Source organism: Labrys okinawensis (genome assembly GCF_002982075.1).
Classification (GTDB): Bacteria; Pseudomonadota; Alphaproteobacteria; order Rhizobiales; family Labraceae; genus Labrys; species Labrys okinawensis_A.
The window spans coordinates 670,196-681,931 of the sequence record NZ_PUEJ01000005.1; the positions used below are offsets into that span (position 1 = coordinate 670,196).

Consider the following 11,736-nt stretch of genomic DNA (forward strand, 5'->3'; position numbering starts at 1 on the left):
CAACGATGGCAACATCCTCCCTCTCTTCCGTCGAAACCCCGTTCGTCCAGGTCGATCTGGATATTGCCGAACGCAACATCGTGCGGCTCCAGGCCTATTGCGACGAACACGGCCTCAAGCTGCGGCCGCATATCAAGACGCATAAACTGCCGCGCCTGGCCCGCTTCCAGGTCGAGCAGGGCGCGGTCGGCATCACCTGCCAGAAACTGTCGGAGGCGGATGCCATGACCGACGGCACCGGGCTCGAGGATGTGCTGATCACCTATAATCTGGTGGGGGAGGCCAAGCGCGAGCGCCTGAGGGCTCTTTCCGAACGCATCCGTCTCAGCGTCGTGGCCGACAGCGCCGCCGTGGTCGACGAACTGGCGGCTGCCATGAAGGGGACGGGGCGCAAATTGACCGTGCTGGTCGAGTGCGACACCGGAGCCCGGCGCTGCGGGGTTCCCACGCCCGAGGCGGCGGCGGAACTGGCAAACCGCATCGCCGCGTCATCCGAGCTCACTTTCGGCGGCCTGATGACCTATCCGCCGGTCGGTGGAACGGAAGCTGTCCAGGTTTTCATGCAAAGAGCGAAATCTCTGATCGAAGCTTTTGGAATTCCTGTCGAAACGATCACGAGTGGCGGATCGCCCGACATGTGGCGGGCGCATGAGGCCCCCATCGTTACCGAATACCGGCCCGGCACCTATGTCTATAATGACCGTTCCCTCGTCACCCGCGGCGTCTGTGGCTTTGATGACTGCGCCCTCAACGTGGTCGCCACGGTGGTGTCGGTGCCGGATCCGCACAGGGCCATCATCGATGCCGGCTCGAAAGTGCTGACCTCCGACCTGCTCGGCTTGACGGGGCATGGGCATGTCCTCGGCCGCCCGGATATCGCGATCGACCAGCTCTCCGAAGAGCACGGCAGGCTGGTCACCGAACAGCCGATCAACCTGTCAGTGGGCGACCGGGTACGCATCGTGCCCAATCACGCCTGTGTCGTCGCCAATATGCTGGATTTCGTAGTCCTCTGCCGCGGCGAGACCCTCATCGGCCCCGAACCTGTCGCAGCGCGCGGCCGGGTTTGGTGAACGGCATGTTTTAAGCACGAAATGGAGGTCGATCTCCCGGGTTCCATCGAGAGACGGAGCGGGATCGACCATCTTTGAAACGTCGAACGACGCGGTCGATCCGGAGATCGCCGCTCCACGTCTTCGATCCACCATCAGGCCGCGCCTGCGAGCGGCTGGCTGGATTTTGAGGTGCCGAGGCCCTGTCCGCGCTCATGGAATTGAGCCGTTTCCTGCCCTTCCATGGGCTTGCCATAGCGCGCGCCCGTGACTTCGACGAGGCTGACGCCCCGCTCCGTGTATCCTGAAGCGGGATAGGAGGTCGATACCCACCCGTCCGCTGCGAGGGGATAGGAAGCCTCCCTTTCGCTGACGTCGAAACCCACACCCGACACCTCCTGGCCGCGCAGGGCGAGATAGCCGCTTTCCTCGATCCCAGCCTCCACAAGCGGCGGGGCAGCGTCATCCTGGGACGAAACCAGGGCTTCGAGCCCGAACCCGCCATCTTCCAGCGCCCGCATCGGCACGATGCCGATCTCGCCGAGCACGGCGAAATGAGGAGTGGGGCAGGGAGCATCCCCCGGAATGACGGCGGCATGCGGGGCCCTGGCGAGGCCGGCGACCTTCTCGAGCTTGCGGCTGTCGAACAAGCCATCGACGAGGCCCGCACGCAATACCGTATCGGGCAGCAGGGCATGGGTAACGCCATGCATCGTCATCTGAACGGCGAACACCGTCGCATCGAAAGCCTGGTGCAAAATGAGCTGGCAGCCCGTGCTGAGCCATGACACCAGGCCGCCGGCAAGCCCAGCCAGGCCCGAGGGAGCCATTGGGCACAGCAGGCGCGAAGTCCGCGACAAGCCGAGTTCGGCCACCAGAACGGAGGAGGCCGCCTGCCATTGGCGATGATTGCGGGCGACGGCGAAATCGCCGTCCGGTCCCCGGTCGATCGTCATGATCGCCAGGCTTTCCTCGGGACGTTCCCGCCGCGACAGACGGGTGATCACGCCCGTGCGCGGATAGCCGATGCAGTCCTCGAAAGAAACGGTACCTCCCGGCAGATCCGCACCGAAGGCTCCGATGAAGCGAATATCGGCAATGGATTCATCGACGAGATGACGCAGCGGCCGAAGGGATTGAACATCGCCCATCCGACGCGCCGCCAGGATCGCCTTGGCGTTCAAACGCTCGGCGACGCCGACGATTTCGGCCGGCGAGAAATCGATCGGAACGATCACCGCCACCAGACCTGCCCGTATGCAACCGAGCAGCGCGATCAACGTATCCGTCACGTTGAGCCCCTGCACGCAGACCAGAGCCTCGCTCGGCAGCCCCATCTCGAAAAAGCGGCCGGCAACCGCGGAAACGGCGGCATCGACCTGGTTCCAGGTCAGCCGGCGGGGTGCGCCGTCGGCCCAGAGCGGGCGGTCCGGTGCATCGACCAGGGCCAGCGTATCGCCGCCGGGCTGGGCACTGATGCGCAGCAACTGGTCGAGGGTAGAGGGGGCGGGGGCAATCCTGGGCGTGATGTCTGACGTCATGGGGCCTCAGGCGTATTCACGGGGCACGAATCAGATCCAGACGAGTCTAACGCTGGATGACGGCAAAGCCATAGCCGGTTTGTCGGTCCGGGTCGTCCCGCCCGCGATCACCATCCACACCTTGAGCGGATATCATCCGCATGCCCATGCAGGCGGGAGATCTTGGACATCAAAGCATTTGGCCTGCCTCGCCGGGCGATCCATAATCGCGGACATGATTCCCGGTCAGAAATTCCTCACGCTCCTGCGCGACATCGCCGCCGACAAGCGCCTCGCCTTCATGCTGTTGCTCGGCTTCAGTTCGGGCCTGCCCTTCCTGCTGGTGTTCTCGACGCAATCGGCCAGGCTCCGCGAGGTCGGGATAACGCGCACCGACATCGGCCTGATGTTCTATGCGACGCTGTTCTACAGCATCAAATTCCTCTGGGCTCCCTTGCTCGAGCGCTTCGACCCGCCGGTGCTGGGACGGATGATGGGCCGATGGCGCGGTTGGTTGCTGATTACCCAGCTGGGCGTCATCCTGGGCCTGTTCGGCCTTGCCGGCAGCAATCCGGCAAGTTCGCTGGGAATGACGATATTTTGGACGACCGTCACGGCCTTCTTCGCTGCCAGTCAGGACGTGGTGATCGACGGCTGGCGTATCAATGTCATCCCGCGAGACCGACAAGGCATCATGCTGGCGGTTTCTCAACTCGGCTATCGCGTTGGCATCTTGTGCGCAGGCGCCGGCGCCCTTTATCTAGCAGAATATTTCGACTGGCACGCGGCTTACGGCACGATGGCTGGATTGATGCTCATCGGCATCCTGGCCGCCTTGTTCGCGCCTGACCCGCCGCCCGTAGAGAAGGAAGCCGCGTCGCACTCCGCCGCCGCGGCGAGCAAGTCTGACAAGGCTGCTGCAACGCGTCCCCCATCCGGGTGGCCCGATTGGCTGATCGCCTATAAGGAAGCGCTGAGCGACCTGTTCCTGCGTCGAGGCTGGATTCTCGTGCCGATCATGCTGCTCATCGCACTTTATCGTCTGCCGGACTTCCTGGCTGGCGTGATGTCCAATCCGCTCTATATCGATCTCGGCTTCTCCAAAGCCGAGATCGCGAATATTTCGAAGATCTATGGCTTCGCCATCGGCCTTACGGCTCCGTTCGTCGGCGGCTTATGCATCTGGCGCTTCGGCTTGATGCCCTCACTGCTCTTCGGCGGCATAGCCGCAGCTACGTCGCATTTGAGCATGGCCCTTTTGGCAGCCAAGGGGGCGGATTCGACCTATCTTGCCCTGGCGGTGAGCGTCGAGAGCTTCGCGGGTGGCTTTGCGGGAACGGCTCTGATGGCCTACATGTCCTCGCTGACATCGCCCGCCTTTGCCGCCAGCCAATACGCCCTGCTGAGTTCTCTTTATGCCCTGCCTGGCAAGTTGCTGGCGGGCATGTCGGGCAAGATGGTCGATCTGTTTGGCTATCCGGTGTTTTTCTCGGCAACGTCCACCATCGGCTTGCCGGTTGCGATCCTCTGCCTGATCGTCTGGCGCTCGGCCGACAAGGAGGACCCCGCCCAAGCCAAGGAGGAGCAGGACCGGGCCTCGCTGGCGGGCGAGGGAGGGCGGCGTTGAGGTGTCGGGAAAACGAATCGCCGCCGGGAAAGGGCGCGATGTTTCGCTCCAGGCAATTTTCGCAACGACGAGGCCGGATATAGCGGGGCCGGTCACGTTTTCTTCAATTTGTCATGCACAAGCTGCGCCACCGTCGCCATAGGTCGTTTTCGAGGCTGGAAACCAGTGCCCGCTTCGTTTATGGACCTTTCCCGAAATCGTCATCTTGGCGCCTTCGCCGGCGATGAGAGACATTCAGCCCCATCGGTGCGCTGCCAACCCGCGCTTGCCCGGCGCGTTGCGGCGGCGGACTTAGGATCCAAGGATTTTGCATGATGTCGTTCCGCCTCCTTGCGACTGCAGCTGTTGCGGCGCTCAGCCTTGCGGTGACGCCCGCTTTGGCACAGGAAACGCCCGCCAAGCCGGCCGCACCCGCCACGAAGCCGAAGGCACCTGCAGCCAAGCCGGCGCAAAAGCCCGCAGCGGCCGCGCCCGCGGCAGCTGCGGCCGCCGCTGAACCGGTTCCGGGCCTGGAAGGCGCAACCACCCCCGCGATCTCCAGCTCCCAGCCGGACTGGGTGAAGCTGTGCCAGACCGATCAGGCCAAGAAGGAGATCTGCCTGACCCGCCGTGACCTGCGGTCCGACACCGGGCAGACGATGATGACGGCCATCCTCATGCAGAACGTCACCGACAAGAAGCAGATCCTGCGCCTCGTCCTGCCGGTCGGCGCCCTGATCCAGCCCGGCGTCGGCCTCTATCTCGACAATGCCGCCTTCACCAGCGGCAAATATGCCGTCTGCTCTCCCGAGGGCTGCTTGGTCGAACTGCCGATCGACGAAGCGCAGCTCAAGGCCCTCCGCAGTTCCAAGACCCTGGCGATCGCCTTCAAGACCCCCAACCAGGGCGTCCAGCTGCCACTGGGCACCGAAGGCTTCGCCAAGGCACTCGACAACAAGCCGCTCGATCCCCAGTCGATCGTCGACGAGCAGAAGAAGCTGCAGCAGCAGCTGCAGGACGCCGCCGAGAAGGCGCGCCAGCAGCTCAATGCCAATCCGGCGCCTGCTCAATAAGACCGCCCAGGAACAGGAATCCAGATTATGCGAAACTCTCTGATCGCTGGCGCTGCGGCAGCCTTGATCCTGTCGGCCGGTACCGCGCTGGCCCAGCAACAGCCCCAGCCAGCTGGCCAGCAGCCCGAATTGCCCAAATTCGACCAGCCGGAATGGACCAAGATCTGCGCAAAGACCCCTGACGGCAAGGACACCTGCCAGACCGTGCGTGATCTTCTGGCGCCAACGGCCGCCTGGATGATGACGGCACAGGTCGGCCAGGAAAAGGGCGGCAAGCCCAAGCTCACCGTGATCATTCCGGCCGGCGTGGTGCTGCCGCTCGGAGCCCGCGTCCTCGTCGACGACCAGACCATCGACACGGCGAAATATCGCATCTGCACGGGACCGAGCTGCATCGCCGACATGCCCTTGACCGACGCCAATGTGGCGAGCCTCAAGAAGGGCAAGAAGCTGAAGGTGCAGGCGATCACCTTCCAGGGCCAGCCCATTGCGTTGGAGATCGGCCTGGATGGCCTCGGCAAGGCGCTCGACGCCGAAGGCATCGACCAGGCCGGCTACGCCGCCAAGCAGAAGGCCTATGGCGAGAAACTGCAGGCGATTTTCCAGCCCTTGATCGATGCCCAGCGCAAGCAGCAGCAACAGCAGGGCGGTGCCGCCCCCGCGGCACCGGCAGCGCCTGCGCAATGAAATGAAAAGGCCGACCTTCGGGTCGGCCTTTTCATATTGGAACGTGCTGCCTCTCGCCAATTCGCAGAAGGCACCGATACGCTTGCCGGACCCGAGGGTCCATCAGTGACGCGTCCCGGGTTTCAGCCGGTAGCCGCCATCGTCATCACGGTCGAAGAGCTCCTCGATCTGCGTGTTCCGAACCGGCCTGCCGCTATCATCGATCACCAGATTTTGCTCGGAGACATAGGCGACATATTCAGTCTCCTCATTCTCCGCAAACAGATGATAGAAGGGCTGGTCTTTCGAAGGACGCACATCTTCCGGGATGGACTGCCACCATTCTTCCGTATTGGCGAATTCCGGATCGACATCGAAGATGACGCCCCGGAATGGATAGATGCGGTGGCGCACCACTTGACCGATAAAGAACTTTGCTTCCCGCGCTTTATTCATACGCCGTTCAATCGTCATCTGTGCTCGGAAAGCTTGCATAGTGACGCTTGCAAACCGAGCGATACCGAAGCTCGCCGCAACCGGACGAACCTGCTATCCTGTGATCAGGATAGCAGTATTATCGTCAAAGTCGCCCCATATTTCATTAATTTCTCGCAGGGGGAGGGCGGATGATGCTGCACACCGTCATCCCCAGCGCCGATGTGCCCACATCCATTGTTCGGGATGCTCGCGGATCCACTGCTCGAACAGGGCGTGAATTCTGCGCGAGGCCTCGGCAATGTCGGCGTCACGATCGGCTGTACGCGGCACGGCGATGATCTCGGTCTCGATATAGAAATGCACGCCGCCTGTGCGCACGCAACGCGCAGCGACCAGTTCGGCATCGTTGCTGCGGGCCAGCAGGGCCGGAAAAGGCGTTGTGGGGGCAGGGCGGCCAAAAAACGGGACCACGACGCCTCGGCGGTCGCGTAGATCCGCCAGCAACGCAACCGAACCGCCTTCGCGTACGATACGCATAAGCTTGCGCGCAATGTCGCCGCCCTTGGCGAACAGGCCGCGCGGATAGCGGTCGCGTCGGGCCAGCATGACATAGTCGTCGACCTTGGGATTCTTCATGCGCTGATAGACGCCGGCAGCCTTGATGCCGCGAGCCAGGGTCGGATAAATCACCAATTCCCAATTGCCGGTATGCATCGAGACGAAGACGCTGCCCCTGCCCGAGGCCTTCACCGCATCCAGCTGTGGTCCCGTGCGGTCATCGATGCGGCCGGCACGGATGATGCGTTCACTGATCAGTGCTTCTGCGAAAGTCCGGCCGAGCTGCATCCACATGGCGCGGGCGATGGCCTCGATCTCGGCGCGCGATTTTTCGGGATAGGCGGCTGCGAGATGACGCAGAGCGCGCTCGTGACGGCGTAGATGCGGCGCGATCAGCCGCCAGATCGCTCCCATGAGCCAGGAACCGACGTCGATAGGCAACATGTGCAACAGGCCGGCGAGGCCCCGCAATGCGCTGTATTCGAAGCCATATTTGATCCGCCGCATGCGGCGCCGCCACCCCTTTTCGTCCGTGCCGCCCGCCACGATGCCTTCCGGTGTCCATGCGATTTGTTCGTACCGTCGACCATTGATACCAGAAGCGGCTGGAATTCAATGCTCGGCTGCGCGCGCAAGCCCCTGCCGCATCATGACCCGTCGCAGGGGACCGACCCGCTCGAGGGCATAGAGCCCCAGGCCTCGCAGGCCCTGCAGCGGAAAATGACCGGACAACAAGGAACGATTCAGGAGATCGACTGCCGAGTGACGGGTTCCGATATCGAGCCGCCTCGCTTTGGCATAGGCTTCGAGCACGCTGGCATCCCCGGGATCGCCGGCTGCCTCCAAGGCTCTGGCCAGTGCCGCGATGTCGCGCAGCGTGAGGTTGAAGCCTTGCGCTCCGATCGGCGGCAGCACATGCGCGGCCTCGCCGATCAGCGCGACCCGACCGGCCGCCTGTGTCGCCGCCACGACCGCACTCATCGGCCAGAAGGAGCGTCGGCCGTCGACCTCGACATGGCCGAGCAATGCGTGGCTCTGGATTTCGATGGCCCGGGCCAGGGCGGCATCGTCCAACACACGCAACTCCTCGGCCTTTTGGGGAGAAACCACCCAGACGAGACTGGCCCGCTGCCCCGGCAGCGGCACCAGGGTAAACGGGCCGGATTCGGTGTGGAACTCGGTGGAGATGTCGCGATGCGTGCGGCCGACCTTCAGATTGAGGGCCAGTGCCACCTGCGGATAGTCATGGCTTCGCGTCTCGATCCCGGCGGCTTGCCGCACGAGGGAGGCGCGTCCGTCGGCAGCAATTGTGAGATCGGCCGTAAGGTCTGGCTGCCCGTCGAGCTTGAGGACGAGCCCGTTTGGCCCCTGATCGGCGGCTAGCACCCGCACGGGCAGATGTTCGACACCGGCATCCTGCAGGCGGGCTTGCAGGATCTGGGTCAGAGCGCCATTGGGGATGTTCCAGCCAAAGGCTTCCAGGCCGATCTCCTCGGCCTTGAAAGCGATGGGGCGGGCGCGCAGGAGCCTCTGGGTCGCATCGACGATGGACATCACCCGCAGCGGCGCGGCCTCGGGATGGTCGGCAATCCGAATGCCCGCCTTTGCCAGGGCCTGGACGCTACCATCGAGCAAAGCCGTGGTGCGGGTATCGCCGGCATTGCCGGGCGGGCCCACTAGGGTGATCCTGTGCCCTTTTGCGGCCAGGATCAGGGCACAGGCCAAGCCTGCGAGCCCAGCCCCTACCACGACGATCGGACGATGATTTGATTCACGATTGGCTGGCATGATGGTCAATGGAATTAACGCCCCTTGAAGCGGGCGTCACCTGATTTCGGCATGCCGCATGCCACGTGCAATTGCACCGGATCGCGTGAATTTGGTATTATCGGGCAGAACGGACATCGACGATGAAGAGTTTTGTCATCGGGCTATTCCTGGCGGCCGTCGTGCTGGTGCCACCGTTGCATGCGGAGCCGTTCACCACCGCCGCACCGATCGCCCTGGTGATCGAAACAGGTTCGGGCACGGTTCTGCTGGACAAGAATGCCGACAAGCCGGTCGAGCCTGCCGCCATGGCCAAGATCATGACCGTTGCCGTCGTCGCCGAAGCTCTACGGAAGGGCCAGGTTTCGCGGGATACCGAATACCTGATTTCGGAGGATATCTGGCGCAAGGGCGGCGCTCCCTCTGGCAGCGCCACCATGTTCGCCGCCGTGAGAAGCCGGGTGCGGGTCGATGATCTCTTGCGCGGGGTGATGGTCCAGGCCGCCAATGATGCCTGCCTTGCGCTGTCGGAAGGCCTCACGGGCCAGCTCGAGGGGCTGGTGCCACGGATGAACACGCTGGCCGCCGAAATCGGATTGCAGCATACGCAGTTCCGTAACGTCACCGGGTTCGCCGATCCGGCCCAATTGACCACGGCGCGGGACCTCGCCCGGCTGCTGGGCTGGCTCCGCCGGAACGAGCCGGACATCTATGCCATCTACCGGGAGCGCGACTTCACCTGGAACAAGATCCGGCAGACCAATCGCAATCCGTTGCTCACCCAGGGGCTTGGGGTGGATGGCGGCGTCACGGGTGCATCCGACACGGCGGGCTATGGCGTGGTCGTTTCCGCGGTTCACGGCGACCAGCATTTCATCATGGTGCTGCACGGCCTTCAATCGAATGCCGAACGGGCGAGCGAAGCCAAGCGTGTCCTCGAATGGGCCGAAAATTCGTTCCGCCCGCGCCTCGTCTTCACCAAGGGCGAGATCGTGGGAGAAGCCTCCGTCTTTGGGGGAACGGCCAATACCGTGCCGGTGGTGACGGATCGTGATGTTTCCATGCTGGTGGACAGCAGCGGCACGGAAAGACTCAGCGCCAAATTGCTCTATGATGGGCCTCTCGAAGCGCCGGTACGGAAAAATTCCGCCGTCGGCCGGCTCCAGATCCTGCGCGAGGGACAGGTTTCGCTCGAAATTCCCTTGTATGCCGCCGCCGATGTGCCGGTCGGCAGTCTTCCCCAACGCGCATTCGGTGCTATCTACGAGCTTGGCATCGGATTGATACAGGGTGGGCACGACAAGCGATGAAGGGCCGGTTCATAACGTTCGAAGGCGGCGAGGGGGTGGGCAAGTCCACCCAGATCCGCCGGCTGGCGGCATCCTTGAACGCCCTCGGCGTCCAAACCGTGCTGACGCGCGAACCCGGCGGCTCGCCGCATGCGGAGGAATTGCGCGAGGTGCTGCTTTCCGGCGGCGCCAAGCATTTCGGCCCCTTCGCCGAAACCATCCTGTTCTATGCGGCGCGCGACGATCATCTCAACACGACGATCAGGCCGGCTTTGGCCAAGGGATCGTGGGTCCTGTGCGATCGCTTCATGGATTCGACCCGCGCCTATCAGGGCGTGCTGGGCGAGGTCGAGCCCGCCCTGATCCGCTCGATCGAACGCGTGGTGGTCGGCTCCACCGTGCCGGACCTCACACTCATTCTCGACATGCCGGCCCGTGACGGGCTCGCCAGGGTCCGCTCCCGCGGTACGGCTATCGATCGCTTCGAAGGCGAGAGCCTGATTTTCCACGAGAAGCTGCGCGAGGCTTTTCTGGCGATCGCCGAATTCGAACCCCGCCGCTGCGCCGTCATCGACGCTTCCGCCTCGCAGGATGAGGTTGCCTCGGCGATTCTCGGTGTCGTGCGCAAGAGGCTCGATCTCGATGCGACACGGGTGCCGGCATGAGCGAACGCCTCGAAAGCGACATGCTGGCCGACAGCCCGCATCCGCGCGAAACCATGACGCTGATCGGCCAGGACAGAGCAGAGCAAGCCTTGCTCGCCGCCTACCGTTCGGGCCGCATCCATCATGCCTGGCTGCTGGGTGGCCCCGAAGGCATCGGCAAGGCGACGCTGGCCTATCGCATGGCCAAATTCGTGCTGACCCATCCCGATCCTCAGCATCTCGATGGGGCAACGAGCCTCGCGGTCGCAGCCGACGCCATCGCCGCGCGCCAGATCGTGTCGCAATCCCATGTCGATCTTGCGGTGCTGCGTCGCCTCCCCAACGACAAGACCAAGGGATTCTACGCCAATATTCGCGTCGACGATGTCCGCAATGTCGTGCGCTTCCTCGGCTCGACCGCCGGGGCAGGGGGGTGGCGCATCGCCATCATCGATTCTGCCGAGGACTTGGCACGCGAGGGTGCCAACGCGCTGCTCAAAGTATTGGAGGAGCCGCCGCCGCGTGTGCTTTTCCTGATGATCTCGCATCAACCCGCCCGCCTTCTGCCGACCATTCGCTCGCGCTGCCGGCTGCTCACGCTCGATCCTCTCGGTGAAGCGGACGTGCTCAGAGCCGCCGCGCAGGCGCGTCCGGACCTTTCCGAGGAAACGCTGGCGGCGGGCGCCGCCCTGGCACAGGGCAGCGTCAGGCGCGCCTTGACCCTGGCGGACGGGGAGGGGGTGTCCTTGCACCGTTCCCTCACGGAGCTGCTGGCCAAACTGCCGCGGATCGACGTGGCCGCGGCCCATGCTCTCGCCGATCGCTGCGCCAACAAGGCGGGTGACGAGAACTTCGCCCTCCTGCTCGACTTCCTTGACGAATGGCTGCACCAGCGCCTGCTGGCTGCGCGCGGCGAACCCGTAGCCCGCCTTGCACGCTGGGCTGAGGTATGGGAGAAGGCCCGTCATGCTGCGCGTGACGTCGAGGCCTATAATCTCGACCGCAAACCTTTCGTGCTCGCGACCCTCGGCTTGCTGGCAGAAGCTTCCGCAGCCTAAAGCGTGTTGCGATAGGATATAATCGCGTCGGCTCGCGAAACACTCCTGGCGTTTTCGGCGAAAAG

At 63.7% G+C, this 11,736-nt stretch carries 11 protein-coding genes; 7 read left to right on the forward strand and 4 right to left on the reverse strand.

The window, feature by feature from the left end; genetic code table 11:
* The first annotated feature begins 5 nt into the window (after window positions 1-5).
* Window positions 6-1,073 carry a D-TA family PLP-dependent enzyme gene (locus C5L14_RS16870; RefSeq protein ID WP_105863178.1) on the forward strand — a complete coding sequence of 356 codons (1,068 nt, stop codon included), beginning with the start codon at window positions 6-8 and terminating at the stop codon, window positions 1,071-1,073.
* A 134-nt stretch (window positions 1,074-1,207) separates the two neighbouring features.
* Here the strand turns inward: C5L14_RS16870 and C5L14_RS16875 are convergent, their stop codons facing one another.
* Complete coding sequence (locus tag C5L14_RS16875; RefSeq protein WP_105863179.1) at window positions 1,208-2,593, reverse strand: AMP-binding protein; 1,386 nt, start codon at window positions 2,591-2,593, stop codon at window positions 1,208-1,210.
* Between the two features lie 214 nt (window positions 2,594-2,807).
* Between C5L14_RS16875 and C5L14_RS16880 the strand changes: the two genes are divergently transcribed.
* The 3 genes from C5L14_RS16880 to C5L14_RS16890 all read left to right on the forward strand — a co-directional run bounded on the left by C5L14_RS16880 (window position 2,808) and on the right by C5L14_RS16890 (window position 5,938).
* Entirely contained in the window at window positions 2,808-4,199 is a 1,392-nt protein-coding gene (locus C5L14_RS16880) for an AmpG family muropeptide MFS transporter (RefSeq protein ID WP_105863180.1), read from the forward strand.
* 311 nt (window positions 4,200-4,510) lie between these two features.
* Window positions 4,511-5,251 (forward strand): invasion associated locus B family protein, encoded by a 741-nt coding sequence (locus C5L14_RS16885; RefSeq protein ID WP_105863181.1) that lies wholly within the window; start codon window positions 4,511-4,513, stop codon window positions 5,249-5,251.
* A gap of 27 nt (window positions 5,252-5,278) precedes the next feature.
* Window positions 5,279-5,938, forward strand: a complete 660-nt coding sequence (locus tag C5L14_RS16890) for an invasion associated locus B family protein (RefSeq protein WP_105863182.1) — start codon at window positions 5,279-5,281, stop codon at window positions 5,936-5,938.
* Between the two features lie 102 nt (window positions 5,939-6,040).
* Here the strand turns inward: C5L14_RS16890 and hspQ are convergent, their stop codons facing one another.
* The 3 genes from hspQ to C5L14_RS16905 all read right to left on the reverse strand — a co-directional run bounded on the left by hspQ (window position 6,041) and on the right by C5L14_RS16905 (window position 8,701).
* Window positions 6,041-6,391 (reverse strand): heat shock protein HspQ, encoded by a 351-nt coding sequence (gene hspQ, locus C5L14_RS16895; RefSeq protein ID WP_245197071.1) that lies wholly within the window; start codon window positions 6,389-6,391, stop codon window positions 6,041-6,043.
* Between the two features lie 168 nt (window positions 6,392-6,559).
* Window positions 6,560-7,459, reverse strand: a complete 900-nt coding sequence (locus C5L14_RS16900) for a lauroyl acyltransferase (RefSeq protein ID WP_105863183.1) — start codon at window positions 7,457-7,459, stop codon at window positions 6,560-6,562.
* Between the two features lie 66 nt (window positions 7,460-7,525).
* Window positions 7,526-8,701 (reverse strand): FAD-dependent monooxygenase, encoded by a 1,176-nt coding sequence (locus tag C5L14_RS16905; RefSeq protein ID WP_105863265.1) that lies wholly within the window; start codon window positions 8,699-8,701, stop codon window positions 7,526-7,528.
* 122 nt (window positions 8,702-8,823) lie between these two features.
* Here C5L14_RS16905 and C5L14_RS16910 point away from each other — a divergent pair, with 122 nt between their 5' ends.
* The 3 genes from C5L14_RS16910 to C5L14_RS16920 are packed head-to-tail and all read left to right on the forward strand — an operon-like array spanning window position 8,824 to window position 11,671.
* Window positions 8,824-9,990: a D-alanyl-D-alanine carboxypeptidase family protein gene (locus tag C5L14_RS16910; RefSeq protein WP_105863184.1), complete on the forward strand. Its 1,167-nt coding sequence runs from the start codon at window positions 8,824-8,826 to the stop codon at window positions 9,988-9,990.
* Window positions 9,987-10,634 (forward strand): dTMP kinase, encoded by a 648-nt coding sequence (gene tmk / locus C5L14_RS16915; RefSeq protein ID WP_105863185.1) that lies wholly within the window; start codon window positions 9,987-9,989, stop codon window positions 10,632-10,634. Before C5L14_RS16910 ends, tmk begins: the two co-directional genes overlap by 4 nt.
* Window positions 10,631-11,671 (forward strand): DNA polymerase III subunit delta', encoded by a 1,041-nt coding sequence (locus C5L14_RS16920; RefSeq protein ID WP_210203250.1) that lies wholly within the window; start codon window positions 10,631-10,633, stop codon window positions 11,669-11,671. The genes tmk and C5L14_RS16920 overlap by 4 nt, the downstream gene beginning before the upstream one ends.
* The last annotated feature ends 65 nt before the right edge of the window (window positions 11,672-11,736 follow it).

Excerpts from the sequence above, each read along its gene's own strand:
- C5L14_RS16870 (WP_105863178.1), top strand. The coding sequence starts at position 6 with ATGGCAACATCCTCCCTCTCTTCCGTCGAAACCCCGTTCGTCCAGGTC.
- C5L14_RS16875 (WP_105863179.1), bottom strand. The coding sequence starts at position 2,593 with ATGACGTCAGACATCACGCCCAGGATTGCCCCCGCCCCCTCTACCCTC.
- C5L14_RS16880 (WP_105863180.1), top strand. The coding sequence starts at position 2,808 with ATGATTCCCGGTCAGAAATTCCTCACGCTCCTGCGCGACATCGCCGCC.
- C5L14_RS16885 (WP_105863181.1), top strand. The coding sequence starts at position 4,511 with ATGATGTCGTTCCGCCTCCTTGCGACTGCAGCTGTTGCGGCGCTCAGC.
- C5L14_RS16890 (WP_105863182.1), top strand. The coding sequence starts at position 5,279 with ATGCGAAACTCTCTGATCGCTGGCGCTGCGGCAGCCTTGATCCTGTCG.
- hspQ (WP_245197071.1), bottom strand. The coding sequence starts at position 6,391 with ATGACGATTGAACGGCGTATGAATAAAGCGCGGGAAGCAAAGTTCTTT.
- C5L14_RS16905 (WP_105863265.1), bottom strand. The coding sequence starts at position 8,701 with ATGCCAGCCAATCGTGAATCAAATCATCGTCCGATCGTCGTGGTAGGG.
- C5L14_RS16910 (WP_105863184.1), top strand. The coding sequence starts at position 8,824 with ATGAAGAGTTTTGTCATCGGGCTATTCCTGGCGGCCGTCGTGCTGGTG.
- tmk (WP_105863185.1), top strand. The coding sequence starts at position 9,987 with ATGAAGGGCCGGTTCATAACGTTCGAAGGCGGCGAGGGGGTGGGCAAG.
- C5L14_RS16920 (WP_210203250.1), top strand. The coding sequence starts at position 10,631 with ATGAGCGAACGCCTCGAAAGCGACATGCTGGCCGACAGCCCGCATCCG.